General features: G+C 70.8%; 16 protein-coding genes. 9 read left to right on the forward strand and 7 right to left on the reverse strand.

Features of this window, described 5'->3' with window-relative positions:
- Positions 1–6: 6 nt before the first annotated feature.
- On the reverse strand, positions 7–1,074 hold the full coding sequence (locus tag ACTJJP_RS13350; protein ID WP_440775485.1) for a threonine aldolase family protein: 1,068 nt from the start codon (positions 1,072–1,074) through the stop codon (positions 7–9).
- A gap of 100 nt (positions 1,075–1,174) precedes the next feature.
- On the opposite strand from ACTJJP_RS13350, the gene ACTJJP_RS13355 reads away from it, so the two are divergent.
- Both ACTJJP_RS13355 and ACTJJP_RS13360 read left to right on the forward strand, forming a co-directional pair.
- Positions 1,175–4,372, forward strand: a complete 3,198-nt coding sequence (locus ACTJJP_RS13355; RefSeq protein ID WP_440775486.1) for a DEAD/DEAH box helicase — start codon at positions 1,175–1,177, stop codon at positions 4,370–4,372.
- Between the two features lie 123 nt (positions 4,373–4,495).
- Positions 4,496–5,989, forward strand: coding sequence for an MFS transporter (locus ACTJJP_RS13360; protein ID WP_440775487.1), 1,494 nt, complete (start codon positions 4,496–4,498; stop codon positions 5,987–5,989).
- A 62-nt stretch (positions 5,990–6,051) separates the two neighbouring features.
- Here the strand turns inward: ACTJJP_RS13360 and ACTJJP_RS13365 are convergent, their stop codons facing one another.
- Together ACTJJP_RS13365 and ACTJJP_RS13370 are read right to left on the reverse strand one after the other, a co-directional pair.
- The gene (locus ACTJJP_RS13365; protein WP_440775488.1) at positions 6,052–6,750 is read right to left on the reverse strand and encodes an SDR family NAD(P)-dependent oxidoreductase; all 699 of its coding nucleotides are present in this window, start codon (positions 6,748–6,750) and stop codon (positions 6,052–6,054) included.
- Positions 6,751–7,063: 313 nt separating this feature from the next.
- Positions 7,064–8,473: a DUF6421 family protein gene (locus tag ACTJJP_RS13370; RefSeq protein WP_440775489.1), complete on the reverse strand. Its 1,410-nt coding sequence runs from the start codon at positions 8,471–8,473 to the stop codon at positions 7,064–7,066.
- Positions 8,474–8,581: 108 nt separating this feature from the next.
- Between ACTJJP_RS13370 and ACTJJP_RS13375 the strand changes: the two genes are divergently transcribed.
- The 3 genes from ACTJJP_RS13375 to ACTJJP_RS13385 all read left to right on the forward strand — a co-directional run bounded on the left by ACTJJP_RS13375 (position 8,582) and on the right by ACTJJP_RS13385 (position 11,055).
- Positions 8,582–9,073, forward strand: a complete 492-nt coding sequence (locus ACTJJP_RS13375; protein ID WP_440775490.1) for an Lrp/AsnC family transcriptional regulator — start codon at positions 8,582–8,584, stop codon at positions 9,071–9,073.
- Positions 9,074–9,143: 70 nt separating this feature from the next.
- The gene (locus ACTJJP_RS13380) at positions 9,144–10,307 is read left to right on the forward strand and encodes a sensor histidine kinase (protein WP_440775491.1); all 1,164 of its coding nucleotides are present in this window, start codon (positions 9,144–9,146) and stop codon (positions 10,305–10,307) included.
- A 97-nt stretch (positions 10,308–10,404) separates the two neighbouring features.
- Positions 10,405–11,055, forward strand: coding sequence for a response regulator (locus tag ACTJJP_RS13385; RefSeq protein ID WP_440775492.1), 651 nt, complete (start codon positions 10,405–10,407; stop codon positions 11,053–11,055).
- Between the two features lie 53 nt (positions 11,056–11,108).
- On the opposite strand, the gene ACTJJP_RS13390 is transcribed toward ACTJJP_RS13385, so the two are convergent.
- Positions 11,109–11,624 carry a hypothetical protein gene (locus ACTJJP_RS13390; protein WP_440775493.1) on the reverse strand — a complete coding sequence of 172 codons (516 nt, stop codon included), beginning with the start codon at positions 11,622–11,624 and terminating at the stop codon, positions 11,109–11,111.
- An 86-nt stretch (positions 11,625–11,710) separates the two neighbouring features.
- Here ACTJJP_RS13390 and ACTJJP_RS13395 point away from each other — a divergent pair, with 86 nt between their 5' ends.
- Positions 11,711–12,340: a 2-phosphosulfolactate phosphatase gene (locus ACTJJP_RS13395; protein WP_440775494.1), complete on the forward strand. Its 630-nt coding sequence runs from the start codon at positions 11,711–11,713 to the stop codon at positions 12,338–12,340.
- A 133-nt stretch (positions 12,341–12,473) separates the two neighbouring features.
- Here ACTJJP_RS13395 and ACTJJP_RS13400 read toward each other — a convergent pair whose 3' ends face one another.
- The 3 genes from ACTJJP_RS13400 to ACTJJP_RS13410 form a co-directional block, all read right to left on the reverse strand.
- Positions 12,474–12,962 (reverse strand): SprT-like domain-containing protein, encoded by a 489-nt coding sequence (locus tag ACTJJP_RS13400; protein WP_440775495.1) that lies wholly within the window; start codon positions 12,960–12,962, stop codon positions 12,474–12,476.
- A gap of 30 nt (positions 12,963–12,992) precedes the next feature.
- Positions 12,993–13,520, reverse strand: coding sequence for a hypothetical protein (locus tag ACTJJP_RS13405; protein WP_440775496.1), 528 nt, complete (start codon positions 13,518–13,520; stop codon positions 12,993–12,995).
- A gap of 94 nt (positions 13,521–13,614) precedes the next feature.
- Complete coding sequence (locus ACTJJP_RS13410; protein ID WP_440775497.1) at positions 13,615–14,481, reverse strand: spermidine synthase; 867 nt, start codon at positions 14,479–14,481, stop codon at positions 13,615–13,617.
- A gap of 295 nt (positions 14,482–14,776) precedes the next feature.
- On the opposite strand from ACTJJP_RS13410, the gene ACTJJP_RS13415 reads away from it, so the two are divergent.
- The 3 genes from ACTJJP_RS13415 to ACTJJP_RS13425 all read left to right on the forward strand — a co-directional run bounded on the left by ACTJJP_RS13415 (position 14,777) and on the right by ACTJJP_RS13425 (position 18,545).
- Positions 14,777–16,450: an ABC transporter substrate-binding protein gene (locus ACTJJP_RS13415; protein WP_440775498.1), complete on the forward strand. Its 1,674-nt coding sequence runs from the start codon at positions 14,777–14,779 to the stop codon at positions 16,448–16,450.
- 134 nt (positions 16,451–16,584) lie between these two features.
- Entirely contained in the window at positions 16,585–17,589 is a 1,005-nt protein-coding gene (locus ACTJJP_RS13420; protein WP_440775499.1) for an ABC transporter permease, read from the forward strand.
- On the forward strand, positions 17,586–18,545 hold the full coding sequence (locus ACTJJP_RS13425) for an ABC transporter permease (protein ID WP_440775500.1): 960 nt from the start codon (positions 17,586–17,588) through the stop codon (positions 18,543–18,545). Before ACTJJP_RS13420 ends, ACTJJP_RS13425 begins: the two co-directional genes overlap by 4 nt.
- The last annotated feature ends 565 nt before the right edge of the window (positions 18,546–19,110 follow it).

Consider the following 19,110-nt stretch of genomic DNA (forward strand, 5'->3'; position numbering starts at 1 on the left):
CCGGCGTCAGGCGGTGGTTTCGCGCGCGATCGCCGCGACGAAGGCGTCGATGTCGTCCTCGGTGGTGTCGAACGAGCACATCCAGCGCACCTCTCGACGCAGCTCGTCCCAATCGTAGAAGCGGAAGCTCCGGCGGAGACGGTCGGCGACACCGGCCGGCAGGGTCGCGAAAACACCGTTCGCCTGCGTCGGCTGGGTGAACTCCACGCCCCGGATCGACCCGTCGGCGAGCCCCGCTTCGACGCCGGCGCGCAGTCGCTGCGCCATGGCGTTGGAGTGCCGCGCATTGCGCAGCCACAGGTCGTCCTCGAGAAGAGCGACCAACTGCGCCGAGACGAATCTCATCTTGCTCGAGAGCTGCATGTCGAGCTTGCGCAGGTAGGTCAGACCGGTGGACGCCTCGGGATCGAGCACGACGATGGCCTCGCCGATCATCGCGCCGTTCTTCGTTCCGCCGAAGCTCAGCACATCGACGCCGGCATCGCGGGTGAAGGCCCGCAGCGGCACGTCGAGCGCGGCGGCGGCGTTGGAGATGCGGGCGCCGTCCATGTGCAGGCGCATGCCGTGGCCGTGCGCGTGCGCGGCGAGCTCGCGGATCTCGTCGACCGTGTAGAGGGTGCCGAGCTCGGTCGACTGCGTGATCGACACGACCAGCGGCTGCGCGCGGTGCTCATCGCCCCAGCCCCAGGCTTCGCGGTCGACGAGCTCGGGGGTGAGCTTGCCGTCGTCGGTGGGGACGGTCAGCAGCTTGATGCCGCCCACGCGCTCGGGGGCGCCGCCCTCGTCGACGTTGATGTGGGCGGTGGATGCCGTGATCACGGCGCCCCAGCGGGGGAGCATCGACTGCAGTCCGACCACGTTGGCGCCCGTGCCGTTGAACACCGGGTAGGTCTCGACACCGTCGCCGAGCAGGCCCGTGAAGAGCTCCTGCAGGCGCGCGGTGTAGACGTCTTCGCCGTACGCGACCTGGTGGCCCTCGTTCGCCGCGGCTATCGCGGCGAGGACGTCGGGGTGGATTCCGGAATAGTTGTCGGACGCGAAGCCGCGGACGGACGTGTCGTGGAGGGATGTCACCCCTCCAGCGTAACTTTTCCGGCTCCTCCCCAGGGGGTATCTCTCCCCCAGCGGCTCCTGTCGTCACCGGGGTGTCGGTGACCCCGACGACAATGGGGGGATGCGGTTGGATCCCGAAGCGCTCAGCATCGCCGGCGAGATGTTCTCGTCGTCGGCGATGATCCGCGCCGACCGCCTCCTCGTCTACGGCTCGGTCGAGGTGGGCGATGCCCGCTCGGTCGGTGGTGTCCTCGTGGTGTCGGCGCAGTCATTCGGCGCGGCGGGCTACGAGAACCTCGAGCTCCGCGTTCCGAGCGACTTCTCCCGACTCTCGGGGTGGTGCTCGTGCGGGCGCGGCCCCGAGTGCGAGCACTCCTGCGCGGCCGCCCTCGTGCTCTTCGATCGCATGATCTCCGCCGGTCGTCCGCCCCGCCCCGAGTGGCAGCGATCGCTCGACGAGCTGTTCTCGTCGGCATCGGTCGCCGACGACGAACCGGCGTTCGAGCTCTGCCTGTTCCTCGCGATCCGCCGGGGCGGAGGGCACGGCCGCAGTACCGCCCTCACCCTCACCGCCCGCCCGGGCGTCCGTGGCACCCGCGGCACGTGGATCAAGGGGCGCGCCGGGTGGTCGGCTCTCGCGACCCTGCCGGCCGACCCGCGGGGGCGCGCTGCGCTCGACAGCCTCGGGCGGCTGGGACGATCGGGTTCCGGGGCGTACCTGTCCGACGAATGGATGCCGCTGTCGGCCGTCCCCCCGCACTCGCTGTGGTTGCAACTCGAGGCCGTCATCGCCGCGGGTGTACCCCTCGTGTCGGCCGCGGGCGTGCATCACCCGGTGCGTGTCGTCGATGAGGCGACGACGGTCGCCGTCACCGTCGACCGTCGGGGCTCGACCCTGCACGTGCGCGGGGTCGTCCAGGGCATCGACGAGGAGACCGCGGTCCTTCCCTCGTGGGTGGTGGGTGACCCGGCGGTCGCGGTGGCCTTCGTCGCCGACCGCGATGGAGATGACGAGCGCATCACCCTCGCGCGCCTGTCGACGCCCACGTCGGGGCCGGTGCGCGGTCTGCTGGCACGACCGGGCGCCCTCACCATCGATCAGGGCGGTTCCGACACCTTCCTGCGCGAGTATCTTCCGCGGCTGCAGCTCGACGCGCCGGTGGTGTCGCCCAAGGGCACGGTGGAGGTGCCGGTCGCTCCCCGCCCGGTGCTCGAGGTCCTGGTGGAGCACCGCGACGAGTCGACGACGCTGGCCACGAGCTGGGATCGCTCGCCCACTCGTGGTCGCCGTCACGACGAGCACGAGCGGGCCGTCTGGGCCGCCGTCGCCCGGGTCGCCGATGACCTGCGGATCGAGATCCCCGCACCGTTCGACACGGGGAGGGCGCCCGCGCGCGTGCTGACCCCCGCTGTCGCGGCGGTCCTCTCGGTCGAGGGACTCCCGCTCCTTCGGGCGATTCCCGACGTCCGGGTGACGCTCACCGGTGAGGAGCTGGCCTATCGGGCGGCGGAGCACGCCCCGGTGGTGCAGCTGAGCACCGGCGACGACGACGGCAGCGATTGGTTCGATCTGAACGCGCGGGTGAGCGTCGGCGACACCGAGGTCGACTTCACTGCCCTGTACACCGCTCTGGCGCTCGGTGACCGGGTGATGTTCCTCGGCGACGGACGGTACGTGCGCCTCGACACGGCGGAGTTCGACCGCCTGCGCGCCGTGATCGACGAGGCCCGGACCCTCGCCGATCGGCCCGGCAACGAGTTGAAGCTCAACCGCTACAACGTGGGTCTGTGGGACGACCTCTCCGAACTCGGCCTGCTCGCGGCGCACGAAGCGGAATGGTGGCTGCGCGTGCGCGGCCTCACCGATGAAGCCTCGCTAACGCCCGTCGCGCCGCCGGTGGGCCTTCGGGCAACCCTCCGCGACTATCAGCGCACCGGTCTCGACTGGCTGCACTTCCTGCGCGTTCAGGGACTGGGTGGCATCCTCGCCGACGACATGGGACTCGGCAAGACCGTGCAGACCATCGCCATGATGGAGGTCGCACGCGCCGCGGATCCCGGCATGGCGCCCTTCCTCATCGTCGCGCCGACGAGCGTCGTCGGCAACTGGGCGCGCGAGTGCGCCGCGTTCGCCCCCGATCTCGACGTGAGGGTGATCTCGGCCACCCGCGCGCGACGGTCCACCAGCATCGCCGAGGCCGCCGTGGGCGCGCACGTCGTGGTCACCAGCTACGCCCTCTTCCGACTCGAGCAGGAACAGTACGGCGAGGTGGAGTGGTCGGGACTCGTGCTCGACGAGGCCCAGCAGATCAAGAACCCGTCCTCCCGGGGCTACCGCGCCGCCCGCGCCCTGGCGGTGCCGTTCACCCTCGTCATCACCGGCACGCCCATGGAGAACAACCTGCTGGAGCTGTGGGCACTGGTCTCGCTCGTGGCCCCGGGCCTGCTCGGCACGCGCGACTCGTTCACCGCCCTGTACCGCACGCCCATCGAGAAGCACTCCGACGGGGCGCGACTCGACCTCCTCCGGCGGCGCATCCGCCCGTTCCTGCTCCGGCGCACCAAAGACCTCGTGGCCTCCGAGCTGCCGCCCAAGCAGGAGACAATCGTCGAGGTTGCCCTGCACCCCGCGCATCGCAAGCTCTACGACCGGCGATTCCACCGCGAGCGTCAGCGCCTGCTGGGCCTGCTCGACGACGATGCCGAGGGCAATCGCTTCGCGATCTTCCGCTCGCTCACGATGCTGCGGCAGCTCGCGCTCGACCCGGCGCTCGTCGACGAGGGCGAGGCGCCGTCGGCGAAGCTCGATGCGCTGGAGGAGCTGCTGGTGGAAGCCGCGGCCGAGGGGCACCGCGTGCTCGTGCTCAGTCAGTTCACGCGCTTCCTGCGCGCGGCCCGTCAACGGTGCACCGATGCGGGTGTCGCTTCGGGCTACCTCGACGGCGCCACGACGCACCGTCAGGCCGAGATCGACCGGTTCCGCGACGGCGACGACCCCGCATTCTTCGTCTCGCTCAAGGCCGGCGGCGTAGGTCTGAACCTCGTCGAGGCCGACTACGTCGTTCTCCTCGATCCCTGGTGGAACCCCGCGGTCGAGGACCAGGCCATCGACCGGGCGCACCGCATCGGCCAGACGCGTCCGGTGATCGTCTACAGACTCGTCTCCTCCGACACCGTGGAGCAGAAGGTCGTCGCGTTGCGCGAGGCCAAGGCCGACCTGTTCTCGCGGGTCCTCGACGGGGGCGCCGGCGGCGACGGCGAGACCTTCGCGGGCGGTCCGCGACTCACCGCCGACGACATCCGCAGCCTGCTCGACTGACGCGAGCCTTCCCGGGCGTTCGGGCGTCTGCGGGCGGCGGCGCGAGGCGGCTGAGCCTGTCGACGACCCCGGTCCCGTGGGCGGGTCTGGCCGATGTCGGAGGTCGGGTCTAGCGTGACTGCCATGTCCGATGCACAGCCCTCGCCCGTCGCCGGGGCGTCCGCCGCGCCGGCGGGCGGCAACCGCGCCTTCCTCGCCGTGCTCGTCAACACGGCCGCGGCCAACGTCACCACGAGCTTCCTGTGGTTCGCCCTGACCTTCTGGGTCTACCTCGAGACGCGCTCGGTGCTGGCGACCGGCATCGTCGGCGGCGCGTACATGCTGCTGCTCGCCGTCTTCGCGATGGTGTTCGGTTCGATCGTCGACCGCCACCGCAAACATCGCGTCATGGTCTTCTCGGGGCTCGTCACCCTCACGGCCTTCCTCGTCGCCGGTGCCCTGTGGGTGGCGTTTCCCGAGGCCGCGTTGCTCGATCTGGGCGGGCCCTGGTTCTGGGTGTTCTCCGGCGTCATCCTCGCCGGCGCCGTCGTCGAGAACATGCGCAACATCGCGCTGTCCACCACCGTCACCCTCCTCGTGCCGGTGGAACGCCACGCGAACGCGAACGGTCTCGTCGGTACGGTTCAGGGGCTCGCCTTCGTCGTCACCAGCGTCTTCAGCGGGTTGTCCGTCGGCTTCCTCGGTATGGGGTGGACCCTCGCGATCGCCATCGGGCTGACCCTGGTCGCGCTCATGCACCTGTTGACCATCCGCATCCCCGAGGAGCGACCGTCCGCGGGTGACGACCCCGGTCCGGTGGTGGATCTGCGCGGGGCGGTTCGCGCCGTCCGGGCGGCACCCGGTCTGTTCGCCCTCATCGTCTTCTCGACGTTCAACAACCTCATCGGCGGCGTCTACATGGCGCTGATGGACCCGTACGGACTCGAACTGTTCAGCGTGCAGGTGTGGGGCGTGGTGCTGGGTGTCACGGCGACAGGCTTCATCATCGGCGGGGGCCTGGTCGCGAAGTTCGGTCTCGGCAAGAACCCCATCCGCACGATGCTGTGGATCGTCATGGCGATGGGGGTGCTCGGAGCCGTCTTCGTCATCCGCGACTGGTGGTGGCTCTACGCCCTCGGCATCTGGGTCTACATGGCGCTCATCCCGCCCGTGGAAGCGGCGGAGCAGACGGTGATCCAGAAGGTCGTGCCCTTCGCCACTCAGGGGCGGGTGTTCGGGTTCGCCGCCGCGTTCGAGTCGGCCGCAGCGCCCGTGACGTCGTTCTTGATCGCCCCGATCGCCGAGTTCGCGATCATCCCCTACATGGAGGGCTCGGAAGGGCGCGCGACGTGGGGCTGGCTGCTCGGTGAGGGCCAGTCGCGCGGCATCGCGCTCGTCTTCGTCTTCGCGGGCCTGGTGATGGTGATCGCCGCCTCGCTCGCGTTCCTCACCCGTTCGTATCGCATCCTGTCGCAGCAGTACCGGACGGCCGAGGTCAACGCCGATGTCGTCGAGCCGGCGACCGACCGCCACGACGAGGGAGCGGACGATGCGCCGCCCGTCGAGATGCCCGAAGCGGCCTCGCGGGGACTGCGCGGGCCCGCACCCGCTCCCGCGTCCGAGGAGCCGCGCGGCTGAACGGACGGGGGTCACGGAAGACGTCTGCGCCACCCCGCACCCGCCATCGCGCTCGACGCGGCTCAGACGGGCGCGGCGATGTCGATCATGACGTCGTTCCACGCCGCCGCGTCGTCATCCCAGAGAGCGACGAACGAAGCAGCCAGTGCGTCCTCGAGTCCGTCGAGGCTCTTCACGCGGAAGACGACCGCCGCCGCCGCCGGCTCGCGCCCCGCTTCGCGTGCGTGTCGGGCGTACCCCTGCGCGACCGCGCGCACCCAGGCCTCCGATGCCGCCTTCACCGCCGCGTAGTTCGCTCCGCCGGCGAGGGGTCGGACGACCGCGCGCGATGAGACGATCGCGAGCCGACCGGCATCCGAGGTGCGGATGTCGTCGTCGAAGGCGCGACTGACGTGTCGCAGCGCGGTCAGCGACCGCAGCAGGAAGGCGAAGTCGTCGTCGCTCTGCCCGGCGAGACCGCCGCCGCCCCGCCAGCCGCCGACGAGGTGGAGGATGCCGTCGACTCGGCCGTACATCGAGTGCACGCGGTCGCGGAGGGCTTCGACGGCGTCCGCGTCGGTCAGATCGCAGCACTCGACGGCGACGCCGGGGACCTCGGTCGAGACCGCGGCCAGCCGATCGCGGTCAGTGCCGACGACGAGCACCTCTGCTCCCGCGTCCGAGAGGGCGCGTGCGCACGCCCGTCCCGCTGCACTGGTTCCGCCCGCGAGCAGCACGCGCCGACCGCGTACTCCCTCATCCACGGCTGCTGTGATCGTCATCGTCGCCCCTTCTTCAGTGTGTGCCTCCGCGTGACGGACGTCGACCCCCTCCGCGCGGGGCGACCGTGACGGGTCGCCGTGCGTCGGCCGGTCCCGAGGCTGCGCGGCCGGTCGCCGTGCATCGGCCGGTCCCGAGGCTGCGCGGCCGGTCGCCGTGCACCGGCCGGTGTCAGGGGTACCCTCGGTCGCCGCGATAGCGGTTCGCTGTGCGTCGGCCGCTGCCCCGTGTGCGCGCGTCGGTGCGCGGCGCGTCGCCGTGCGTCGGCCGCTGCCGCGATGCGTCCGGTCGCAGGGATGGCGGTTCGCCGTGACGTCAGTCCGATCCGCGGATGCCCTCGGTCGACGCGATCACGGGCCGCATCTTCTTCTCGAGCGCCTCGAAGAACATCGACAGCGGGAACTCGTCGTCGAGGACCGCGTCGGTGTAGCCCTTCGGCAGCCCCGCGAGCACGTCATCCGGGAGCCCGCGGGCCCACACCGACGCCGGGTGGGGTGTGACGACCGATCGGACGAGGTCGTACGCCGCGAGCCAGTGGGCCGTCTTGGGCCGGTCGATCGAGCGCCAGTAGAGCTCGTCGATCGCGTCGGCCAGGGCGACGACCGCCGCCGGCACCTCGTCCCAGTCGAAGGCCAGCGAGGTGTCGGTCCAGTGCAGCACCCGGCGCTGGTGCAGCCAGGCGAAGAGCAGCTGTCCGCCGAGACCGTCGTAATTGCGCACGCGCGAACCGGTGATGGCGAAGCGGAAGATGCGGTCGAAGATCACCGCGTACTGCACGAGCTCGGCGTGCTCCAGCATCGCCCGCTCGGCGTCGTCGAGCTCCGGTCCCTGAGCCTGTCGGCGGGAGAGGCGAGCCTGCAGCGAGACGCTCTCGCGGAAGGCGGTCAGGTCGCAGCGCAGCTCTTCGAGCGAGTACAGGAAGAACGGCATCCGCTGCTTGATCATGAACGGGTCGAAGGGCAGGTCGCCGCGCATGTGGGTGCGGTCGTGAATGAGGTCCCACATGACGAAGGTACGTTCGGCGAGGTCCTGGTCCTCGAGCAGACGCGCGGCGGCATCCGGGAGCTCGAGCTTGGTGATCTGGGATGCCGCGCGGGTGACACGCCGGTAGCGGGCGGCCTCGCGGTCCTGGAAGATGGCGCCCCAGGTGAACGAGGGGACCTCGCGCATGGCGACCGTCTCGGGGAAGAGCACGGCCGAATTGGTGTCGTAGCCCGAGGTGAAGTCGATCAGGCGCAGCGAGACGAACAGTTTGTTGGTGTACTCCGTCTCGAGCCGGGCGATGAACTCCGGCCAGATCGCCTCGACGAGCACCGCTTCGACGTGCCGGGCGCTCGAGCCGTTCTGCGTGTACATGGGGAATACGACGACGTGCCGGATGCCGTCGATCCGGTGCTCCTGCGGCTGGAAGGTCACCAGGGAGTCGAGGAAGTCGGGGGTGCCGAAGCCCTCGGCGCGCCAGCGCCGGAAGTCGGCGACCGAGGCGGCGAGGTACGCGGCGTCGTGCGGGAAGAGGGGGGAGAGGGCGTCGAGCGAGGCGATGACGTCGTCGACGAGTGGCTCGGCCGCGGCGGTGTCGTCGATCGACCCGTCCGCGGCCTGAAGCGCCTGCAGGGAGGTCGCGGCGCCCTTCAGCTGCGCCCAGGCGGGGGTGTGCTCGACCGTGTCGACGCCGTGACCGGCGAGCAGATCGTCGGCGGCACGGGTGGGCGTGATGATGGTCATGGCATCCTCCGTTCAAGGCGGTAAATTTTCCTGCTGAAAGTGGATACTAACGGAAAACCTACGGCGCCCACCACTGCCGTCCGGGGTGCCCCTGCTACTGTCGACCCCATGACCGAGGCTCCCGCGCCCCGCGCCCCGCGTCTCGAAGACGCCGTCGACGCCGCGATCGTGCGGGAGATCTCGCTCGACGCCCGCGCCACCCTCTCGCATCTGTCCGACCGCATCGGCCTGTCGGTCTCCGCCGTGCAGTCACGGCTGCGCCGGCTCGAAGCGCGCGGCATCGTGAAGGGATACCGCCCGATCCTCGACGCCGAGGCCCTCGGCCGGCCGCTGGCGGCCTTCGTCGAGATCACTCCGCTCGATCCCGCGCAGCCCGACAACGCCCCCGAACTGCTCGCCCACCTCACGGCGATCGAGGCCTGCCACTCCATCGCCGGCGAGGCGGCCTACATGCTGTTCGTGCGCGTGCCCACCCCGCGCGACCTCGAATCCCTCATCCGCGATATCCGCGCCGCCGCCCAGGTGAACACGCGCACCACCGTCGTGCTGCAGACGTTCTTCGAGGCGCGGCCGGTTGAGCCGGCCGATTTCCCCGCCTGACGACTCGCGACGCTCGGAATACATCCCGAGACGGATGCCGCGCTCGGCCCCCGCGCGTAACGTGAAGGCGATGGCCACCCTCCGCCCCCTCAAGCGCTACCAGCTGACCACCGATCTGGTGATCGCCGGCGCGTTCGGGCTCCTCTCGCTCGTGGTGGAACTCGTGGGCTCGGCCGCGTCCACGTCGATCGCGGGCGGTGCGCTGATGGTCATCGCCTTCACGGCGGCGCTCGCCGTCCGGCGTCTGCAACCGGGCATCGCCCTCTGCCTCGCCTGGGCGGGAGCGGCCCTGCAGATGGCGCTCGGGATGACGCCCTCCCCGACGAACCTGTCGATCTTCGCCGTGCTGTACGCCACCGCCGCCTATGGCAGCACACGCGTGTTCTGGAGCGGGTTCGCCTCCGCGATCGCCGGTGCCGTCATCGTGCCGGCCTACCTGGTGGGGCGCGGCATGTCCGAGCCCCCGACCGCGGAGGTGTGGTTCGTCGCGGGGGCGCTGCTCCTGGCCGCCGGCTTCGCCCTCATGCTGTCGTGGGTGTCGGGCGCGCTGGTGCGCACGGCGATGCGGGCGGCCGAGAACAGCCGTGCCCAGCGCCTCGCCGAGGCCGAGACCATCGCCGAGCAGCAACGCGTGCGCATCGCGCGCGACATGCACGACGTCGTGGCGCACTCGCTCGCCGTCGTCATCGCCCAGGCCGACGGGGCGCGGTACGCGGCCGCCACCGATCCCGCGGCGACATCCGACGCCCTCGCCACGATCTCGACGACCGCGCGCGCCGCGCTGACCGACGTGCGTCTCCTCCTCACCCAGCTGCGCCACAGTCAGGCCGAGGGGCCGCAGCCCACCCTCGCTGATCTCGAGGAGCTGTTCGCGCGCATGCGCGCGGCCGGACTCGCGCTCGACGTCGTCGTCGACCCGGCCCCACCCGGTGAACCTCCCGCGGCCGCGCAGCTCGCGGTCTACCGCATCCTGCAGGAAGCGCTCACCAACGCCCTCCGCCACGGGGTGGACCCGCGCGTGCACGTGCAGCTCGGCTGGTTCGCCGACCGCGTCGTGCTCTCGGTGCGCAACGCCCGCTCCACGGCATCCCCCGTGTCGACGTCGCCGGCGAGCGGTCACGGTGTCATCGGCATGCGCGAGCGGGCGCAGCTGGCCGGCGGCAGCCTGACGGCGGGAGCGGAATACGGCGAGTTCGTCGTGAAAGCCACCCTCCCCATCGGGGCGGGCGGGTGAAACCCGTCGAGATCGGCGTCCCTCGACGAGGGCGGAGCCGTCGCCCTCGGGCAGAGTGGATGCCACGCCACCCCCACCCCCGAGAGGAGTCGAGGTCATGACCGCCCGCGTCCGCATCGTCCTCGTCGACGATCAGGTGCTCTTCCGCGCCGGCATCAAGATGGTCCTGAACTCGCAGCCCGACCTCGAGGTGGTGGGCGAGGCCTCCGACGGGCGCGAGGGCGTCGAGGTCGTACGGCAGACCCGGCCCGACCTGGTGCTGATGGATGTACGGATGCCGGTCATGGACGGCCTCGCGGCGACCGCGGAGATCCTGTGCGACCCCGACGCGCCGCGCGTGGTCGTGCTCACCACGTTCGACCTCGACGAGGCCGCGGCGCGGGCGATCCAGGGCGGGGCGAGCGGCTTCCTGCTGAAGGACTCCGAACCGGAGTCCCTCCTGTCCGCGGTGCGGACGGTGCACGCGGGATCGGCCGTGATCGCCGCTTCCGCCACACGCGAGCTGTTCGCGCACATCGCCGACGGCGGTTCGACGGAGCCCGTTCCCCCGTCGTACGGCGGGCTGACCGACCGTGAGCGGGAGATCTTCGCGCACGCGGCGTCCGGGCTGAGCAACGCCGAGATCGCCGAGCGGGAGTTCCTCTCGGAGGCCACCGTGAAGACCCACATCAGCCGCGTCCTCACAAAGCTGGGGCTGCGCGACCGCGTGCAGCTGGTGGTGTTCGCCTACCGGCACGGACTCGTCTGAGCGCAGGTCGGGTACCGGGTGTCATCCGCCCCCGTGCTCCGCGGTCGCGCTTGTCACGCCGCGTCGTCGGAACCCGACTCGTCCTCGAGGTCGTACGCCCACGTGGGAGCCAGAGCGCGGATGCGCGTCGCGCGCCATTGCCAGGTCGCCCAGAGCGCCGGCCACAGGGCGGGGGCGGCGGCACCACCGATGGTCAGACGTTCGCGCCACAGCGTGCGGGTCGGATCCCCCGGGGCCGCCGACACGGCCATCTGGTGATCCCACACGTCGAGGACCGACAACGGTCCCGTCAGCGGTACGCCCCAGTCGCGGAACACCCGGACGCTCCCGTTCTCGTCGGTCGTCTCGCGGTCGGCGACCGAGATGAGCTGGCGGCCCACGGGAACCAGGCCCGCCACGCTCATCTGCACCGGCACGTCGTCGCCCGAGGCGAACGAGGTCGGCATGGTGCCCAGGGCGTCGACCGAGAGCAGAGGACCGTACAGCTCGGCCACGGCGCGGGGCGAGTGCAGAGCGCGCCAGGCGGCATCCGGATCGCAGTCGACGACGAATTTCAGCAGGATGCGCATGACCCCGATCCTCCCCGATCCGCGTCCCCGCCGCGCAGACCTTGACGCGATCCCGGCCGGGTGTGAAGCGGTCGTAGGCTCGGAGGATGCCGAACACCGCCGCCCACGCGCAGTCCGACTACCAGGTCCGTCTGGAATGGGGGGCGGCGGGACTGGCTCGTCTCGCCCCCGCCGACGTCGTGGTCGTCGTGCAGACGCTCGGACTGTCGGCGCGCGCCCTGGACGCGTGCGAGGGGGGTGGAGCGCTCGACCTCGCGACCGACGACGAGGCCGCGGCCTCCCTCGCCCGCGCCGCGGAGGCGGGCGGCGCGCACGTGGTCGTCGGGGGCCTCAGGAACGCCGCCGCCGTGGCCGCGCACGTGATGCGGGTGCAGCAGACGCGAGGCCTCCGCACGAGCATCTCCATCCTCGCGGCGGGCTACCCCGGCGAGACGGACGCCGCGGGTGTGCGCTTCGCCGTGGACGATCTGCTGGGCGCGGGCGCCGTCGTCGCGGCACTCGGCGACCTCGGCATCGACCACGCGTCCCCCGACGCGGCGGTCGCCGGCGAGGGTTTCCGTGCCCTCGGCGGAGCCGTTCGACACCTTCTCACCGCGAGCGGCACCGGTCGCGCGCTCGCGGCGGAGGGGCGGCGCGATGCGGTTCTCGCCGGTGCGACGCGCGATGCGGCATCCGTGGTCCCCGTTCTCCGCGACGGCGTGGTGACGGCGGCCTGAGCGTCGTCGCGCCGTGTCGTCGGACCGGCAGGTCTCACGGCATCCGTCATCCGGACGCCCCGCGGCGATGCGTCGGTCGCGGCCCGCACGTCGGGGCCCTTTCCGGGGCGGGGCGCCGTGCGTCGGGGCTGCCTCAGCGCGGCGTCGCGGCGGCGAGTCTCACGGCCCGGCTGATGTCGCGACGCACCCACGACAGCGCGAAACGCGGGTCGAAGGTCGGCGCGCACTTCGCGCACGACGTCGGGCGCGTCGCACGCCGATGACGATAAGCCACGTGACCGGCCGGGCAGGTGCCCACCCACGGGGCGAGCTCGTTCGCCGTCTCGCCGGCATGGGTGGTTCCCCCGACGTAGCCGAGGTCGTGCGCCGTGCGCTTCCACGTCGCGCCGTGACCTGCGGATGCCCCCGCGATCGCGTGCGCGACCTCGTGCAGGAGGGTCTGGTGGTTGGTGTCGTCGTCGTAGCGGGCGGCGAGGTAGCGCGACACGCTGATGCGCTTGCGTCCGTAGTCGCACAGGCCGGCGCGACGTTTGGCGTTGTCGAACGCGAAGGACCATGACGCATCGAGGTGCAGGGCGATCAACGCCTCAGCCCAGGTGCGCACGCGCTGCAAGTCGGACATGACCGGAAGACTAAGCGGGGCCTACGACATTCAGCTCGCGACGACCTCGCGCGCACGTCGTCGTTCGGCGGCATCGATGGCGAGCAGCGTCGACTCGAGCTGTGCGTCGGTGGCGCCGGCGTTCTGCCGCAGGAACAGCGCCTGCTTGAAGTCGCGGCGGGCGGAGTCGTAGTCGCCCTCGTCGTAGTGCACCTTGCCGCGGTGCTGCAGCGCGAAGGCGGCGATGCTCGCCCAGCCCTGCCCGTCGGCCTCCTCGGCGCACATCGTCAGTTCCTGCTCGGCGGCGGCGTAGGCCCCTCGGCACTGCATGATCGTGGCGTGCAGGATGCGCGCGCGCAGCAGGTCGCGACGGGTTCCGGCCATGCGGGCGACGCGCACCGACTGGTCGGAGATGTCCAACGCCTCGTCGAAGCGGTCGAGCACCTTCAGCAGCCAGACCCGTTCGAGCAGGGCGTGCAGACTCCGCTGCGAACCGATCTCCTCGAGACGCTCCGCGCACTCGCGAGAGTCGGTGATCTCGCGCAAGGTGTCGGGGTCGTACCCGTGGATATAGCTCACCGTCGCTCCTCTCGGTCGGGCAGGACTTCCAGTGTGCGTGGCGCACGCGTCCAGAGCGACACCGCCACGCGGTCGGTCGGCGAACACCGGGGCGTCATCGTTCGAAAATGGATGCCGAGGGCTTCGGCGACGGTGTCGCGTCGGCGTCCGTGGCCGCGCGGGACCCGCGGGTGAACTCGGTGATCTCGGCCCCCTGCGCGACCTTGGCGGGATGGGGTCCGGCGGCCATCAACCGCGGGAGCCACTCGACGGGCAGGGGGGCGGCGGAGGCGGCGACGACGAGGTTGCCGAAGCGACGTCCTTTCAGCACCTGCACTTCGGCGAGCACGATGACCTGCGGGAGCACCTCGCGGATCGTCGCGACCTGCCGACGGGCGAAGACCAGGCCCGGCCCGTCGGAGACGTTCACCAGCAGCACCCCGTCGGGCGCGAGCAGCCGCGCGGCATCGCGGTAGAACTCCACGGTCGTCAGGTGTGCGGGCGTCTGCGCACCCGAGTACACGTCGCTGACGAGCAGGTCGACCGCGCCGGTGAGCCCGGCGGGAAGGCGCGACAGCCCCGCCCGCGCGTCGCCGATCCGCACCCGCATCGACGCACCGCGGGGGAGGGGGAGGTTCTCGCGCACGAGGTCCCAGAGCGCCGGCTCCAGCTCGATCACCTGCTGGCGCGAGCCCGGGCGCGTCGCCTCGACGTAGCGGGGAAGGGTGAGCGCCCCTGCGCCGAGGTGGACCGCGGTGAGGGGCTGTCCCGGCATCCGGAGTCGATCGATCACGGCGCCCATGCGCGCCACGTACTCGAAGTGCAGATGCGTGGGGTCGTCGAGATCGACGTGCGACTGCGGCGTGCCGTCGACCACGAGCTCGAAGCCCGACACGAACCCCGAGGGGGTGACGCGCGCGGTCGTTCCGTCCGAGAGGCGCGCCGTCGGGGCGTCGTCGGGTTCGATGCGCATGCGGGCCATGTGTCAACGCTAGTCCGGCTCCGACTTCGGCCCCGCCCCGTGGGTGATCGACACACCGCGTGCCACCCGGGCAGGGTGCTGAACATCCCATGATCGGGGCGGGCGGATTGCGTCGTTCCCACGCACAGAAGCGATCAAGATGCCGGGATGCCGAAACACGATCGATACAAAGGTGCAATGGGCAGCGCGCCACCCGCCCTGTACGGTCGTCAGAACACAGCAAGTGGAGCGCGGCACGACGATGTGACAGCGCCGTCGTCCTCCTCCTTTCTCCCCCCGGAAGGTGCATCGAACAATGCTCAGTACTCTTCGACGACGTCTGCTCGTCGGTGGCGCGACCGTCGCCATCGGTGCGCTCGCCCTGTCGGGCTGCACGAGTCAGCGCGACGACAACGGCGGTGGCGGCGACGCGGCCGGCGGCGACGTCGACTCGACCTTCGTCTTCGGCGCCTCGGGCGATCCCTCCAGCCTCGACCCCGCGTTCGCGAGCGACGGCGAGTCGTTCCGCATCTCCCGGCAGATCTTCGAGGGCCTCGTCGGCGTCGAGCCCGGCACGGCCGACCCCGCGCCCATGCTCGCCGAGAGCTGGGAGCAGTCCGACGACGGGCTGTCGTACACGTTCCAGCTCAAAGAGGGCGTGACCTTCCACGACGGCACGGAGTTCAACGCCGACGCGGTGTGCTTCAACTTCGACCGTCAGAACGACTTCACCGGCATCGCGCAGTCCGAGAGCCTGTCCTACTACTGGGGCAAGATCATGCGCGGCTACGCCGACACCGGCACCTCGATCTACGGCGGCTGCGAGGCCGTGAGCCCCACCGAGGTCACCATCACCCTCACGCAGCCCTACGCCGGCTTCATCCCGGCGCTGTCGCTGCCGGCATTCGCCATCCAGAGCCCCGCCGCCCTCGAGCAGTACCAGGCCGACGAGGTCGGCGGCACGTCCGAGGCTCCGACGCTCAGCGAGTACGCGCAGGGCCACCCCACCGGCACCGGTCCCTTCAAGTTCGACTCGTGGGAGCCGGGCGCCGAGACGACCGTCAGCGCTTACGACGGCTACTGGGGCGAGCAGGGCCAGGTGCAAGAGGTCATCTTCCGCGTGATCGGCGACACCACCGCGCGTCGACAGGCGCTCGAATCGGGCTCGATCGACGGCTACGACCTCGTCGCCCCGGCCGACCTCGGCGCGCTCGAGAGCGCGGGCTACATGCTCACCAACCGCGACCCGTTCAACATCCTCTACCTCGGCATGAACCAGGCCGACCCGGCGCTGAGCGACATCCGCGTGCGCCAGGCCATCGCGCAGGCCATCGACAAGGACCAGCTGGTCACCCAGGTGCTCCCCGAGGGCACCACCGTGGCATCCCAGTTCATGCCCGACAGCGTCATCGGATTCAACTCCGGCGTGACCACGTACGACTTCGACCAGGATGCCGCCAAGGCGCTCCTCGCCGAGGCCGGGTTCACCGAGGCCAACCCGTTGACGATCACGTTCAATTACCCCGTGAACATCTCGCGTCCGTACATGCCGAACCCCGAGCAGATCTTCACGAACCTGCAGTCCCAGCTGCAGGCCGTGGGCATCGTCGTCAACCCCGTCTCGAACGAGTGGGGCGAGTACCTCGACCTCATCCAGGGCGGCAGCACGCACGGCATCCACCTGCTCGGCTGGACCGGCGACTACAACGACCCCGACAACTTCGTGGGCACGTTCTTCGGTGCGAAGTCCAACGAGTGGGGCTTCGACAACGCCGAGCTGTTCTCGGCCCTGACCTCGGCTCGGGGCCTTGCGACCGAGTCCGAGCAGGACCCGGCGTACCAGGCCCTCAACGAGCAGATCGCGACGTTCCTCCCGGGCGTGCCGCTCGCCAACCCGGTGCCCACGCTCGCCTTCGCGCCGCGCGTGACGTCGTACCCGGCCAGCCCCGTGCAGGACGAGGTCTACAACCAGATCCAGCTCTCCGAGTGATCCGGATGCCGCGGGCCCCGCGTCGCCTCGGCGTCGGGGCCCGCGGTGACGGGATGCCGCAGGACTCGCGCCGTCGAGGTGGCGGTGCCCGCGGCATCCCGTGTCCCCCCGCTCCCGACTCCCTGTGAGAACCCGTGCTCCGCACCATCGGCAGGCGCCTGCTCCTGCTCATCCCGACCCTGTTCGGCCTGTCCATCCTCCTCTTCGCCTGGGTGCGCGCACTGCCCGGCGGACCCGCGGTCGCCCTCCTCGGTGAGCGCGCGACCCCCGAGGCGGTCGAGCGCATCAACGAGCTCTACGGCTTCAACGAGCCGCTGTACGTGCAGTACTTCACCTGGCTCGGTCGACTCGCCAGCGGCGACTTCGGCTCCTCGATCCAGACCGGCCGGCCCGTCCTGGAGGAGTTCGTCCGCCGCTTCCCGGCCACTCTCGAGCTGTCGATCGCCGCCCTCATCGTGGCCGTGGGCATCGGCATCCCTCTCGGCTACTGGGCGGCTCGTCGCCACGGCAAGATCTGGGACCACAGCGCCGTCGTCCTGAGCCTCATCGGCATCACGATCCCGGTCTTCTTCCTGGCGTTCATCCTGAAATACGTCTTCGCCGTGCAGCTCGGCTGGCTGCCCTCCGACGGCCGGCAGAACCCCCGCATCGACGCGACCCACTACACGAACCTCTACGTCTTCGACGGCCTCATCACGGGGGAGTTCGACGCGTCGTGGGATGCCATCCTGCACCTGATCCTGCCCGCGGTCGCGCTGGGCACGATCCCGCTCGCGATCATCGTGCGCATCACGCGCGCCTCGGTCCTCGAGGTGCAGAACGCCGACTACGTGCGCACCGGGCGCGCCAAGGGCATCAGCACCGGGACCCTTCGCAGCCGCTTCATCCTGCGCAACGCCATGCTCCCCGTCATCACCACGGTGGGACTGCAGGCGGGCCTGCTCATCTCGGGGGCGGTACTCACCGAGACGGTGTTCGCCTTCCCCGGCATCGGGCAGTTCCTCGCGCGGGCGATCTTCACGCGCGACTTCCCCGTGCTGCAGGGCTTCATCATCTTCATCGCGATCGCGTACGCCCTCATCAACCTGCTGGTCGACCTGTCGTACAGCGTCATCGACCCGAGAGTGAGAGTCCAGTGAGCTCCGGCATCCTCCCTCCCGCCCCCAGCGGCGGTCCCGTCGACGACAACGCCGTGGTCGACGCGCAGCTCATGGCCGCGCAGACCCGCGGCGGCTTCTGGCACGACGTCTTCCAGCGCCTGCGTCGGAGCCCCGTCGCGTGGATCGGCGCGATCATCGTGCTGGCGTTCCTCCTCGTCGCCGCCCTCGCCCCGCTCCTCGCGCCCTATCCGGCGGAGTCGCTGCCCGGTCAGCGTTTCATCACGCCCACCGACATCCCCGGGCCGGGGGAGATGGCGGAGTTCCCTCTGGGTCTCGACCGCTTCGGCGGCGACGTGCTGTCCAAGCTCATCTGGGGCGCGCAGGCGTCTCTGCAGATCGGCGTGATCTCGACCGCCCTCGGCCTGCTCGGCGGGATGTTCCTGGGGCTGCTCGCGGGGATGTTCGGCGGCTGGGTCGACGCGCTCGTCATGCGCTTCGTCGACATCCTGCTGTCGGTGCCCAACCTCCTGCTCGCCGTGTCGATCGCCGCGATCCTCGGGCAGAGCCAGCTCGCGATCATGATCGCCATCGGCGCGTCGCAGGTGCCGGTGTTCGCGCGGCTCCTTCGCGCGTCGATGCTGCAGCAGCGCGGGGCCGACTACGTCCTGTCGGCCCAGACCCTCGGCCTCAGTCGGCGCTCGATCACCATGACGCATGTTCTGCCCAACAGCGTGGGACCGGTCATCGTGCAGGGGACGCTGACGCTCGCGACCGCCGTCATCGACGCGGCGGCGCTGTCGTTCCTGGGCCTGGGCGGCGGCCTCCCGCAGACCGCCGAATGGGGCCGCATGCTCACCTACGCGCAGGCCGAGCTCGCGATCGCGCCGTGGCTGGCGTTCCTCCCGGGCATCTGCATCGCGGTGACCGCCCTGGGCTTCACCCTGCTGGGCGAGTCCCTCCGCGAGGCGATGGACCCCCGCACCCGCGCGCGGTAGCACGCGCCGCTCTCGCGGCCCCGTTCCGCCGTCGCGCCCCCGTTCCGCTGTCGCGGGCCGGGGGCGCGGCTTTTCGTGGCATCCATGTCCCACTTGTGGCTGCCTGGCGGCTGTTCAGGTGGCCGTTTGTGGGACACGGAGCGTCAGGAGTGGGACGAGGGTGGCGGCGCGGCTGGCCAGGACAGCCTCGTCCCACTTATGGCTGCCTGGCGGCTGTTCAGGCGGCCGTTTGTGGGACACGGAGCGTTAGGAGTGGGACGAGGGTGGCGGCGCGGCTGGCCAGGGCAGCTTCGTCCCACTTGTGGCTGCCTGGCGGCTGTTCAGGCGGCCGTTTGTGGGACATGAAGCGTCAGAAGTGGGACGAGGGTGGCGGCGCGGCTGGTCAGGGGCGCCTGCGTCCCACTTGTGGCTGCCTGGCGGCTGTTCAGGTGGCCGTTTGTGGGACATGAAGCGTCAGAAGTGGGACGAGGGTGGCGGCGCGGCTGGCCAGGGCAGCGTCGTCCCACTTGTGGCTGCCTGGCGGCTGTTCAGGCGGCCGTTTGTGGGACACGAAGCGTCAGAAGTG

It is taken from the genome of Microbacterium sp. 22296 (genome assembly GCF_052045385.1).
Lineage (GTDB): Bacteria > Actinomycetota > Actinomycetes > Actinomycetales > Microbacteriaceae > Microbacterium.

Excerpts from the sequence above, each read along its gene's own strand:
- ACTJJP_RS13355 (WP_440775486.1), top strand. The coding sequence starts at position 1,175 with ATGCGGTTGGATCCCGAAGCGCTCAGCATCGCCGGCGAGATGTTCTCG.
- ACTJJP_RS13360 (WP_440775487.1), top strand. The coding sequence starts at position 4,496 with ATGTCCGATGCACAGCCCTCGCCCGTCGCCGGGGCGTCCGCCGCGCCG.
- ACTJJP_RS13365 (WP_440775488.1), bottom strand. The coding sequence starts at position 6,750 with ATGACGATCACAGCAGCCGTGGATGAGGGAGTACGCGGTCGGCGCGTG.
- ACTJJP_RS13370 (WP_440775489.1), bottom strand. The coding sequence starts at position 8,473 with ATGACCATCATCACGCCCACCCGTGCCGCCGACGATCTGCTCGCCGGT.
- ACTJJP_RS13375 (WP_440775490.1), top strand. The coding sequence starts at position 8,582 with ATGACCGAGGCTCCCGCGCCCCGCGCCCCGCGTCTCGAAGACGCCGTC.
- ACTJJP_RS13380 (WP_440775491.1), top strand. The coding sequence starts at position 9,144 with ATGGCCACCCTCCGCCCCCTCAAGCGCTACCAGCTGACCACCGATCTG.
- ACTJJP_RS13385 (WP_440775492.1), top strand. The coding sequence starts at position 10,405 with ATGACCGCCCGCGTCCGCATCGTCCTCGTCGACGATCAGGTGCTCTTC.
- ACTJJP_RS13390 (WP_440775493.1), bottom strand. The coding sequence starts at position 11,624 with ATGCGCATCCTGCTGAAATTCGTCGTCGACTGCGATCCGGATGCCGCC.
- ACTJJP_RS13395 (WP_440775494.1), top strand. The coding sequence starts at position 11,711 with ATGCCGAACACCGCCGCCCACGCGCAGTCCGACTACCAGGTCCGTCTG.
- ACTJJP_RS13400 (WP_440775495.1), bottom strand. The coding sequence starts at position 12,962 with ATGTCCGACTTGCAGCGCGTGCGCACCTGGGCTGAGGCGTTGATCGCC.
- ACTJJP_RS13410 (WP_440775497.1), bottom strand. The coding sequence starts at position 14,481 with ATGGCCCGCATGCGCATCGAACCCGACGACGCCCCGACGGCGCGCCTC.
- ACTJJP_RS13415 (WP_440775498.1), top strand. The coding sequence starts at position 14,777 with ATGCTCAGTACTCTTCGACGACGTCTGCTCGTCGGTGGCGCGACCGTC.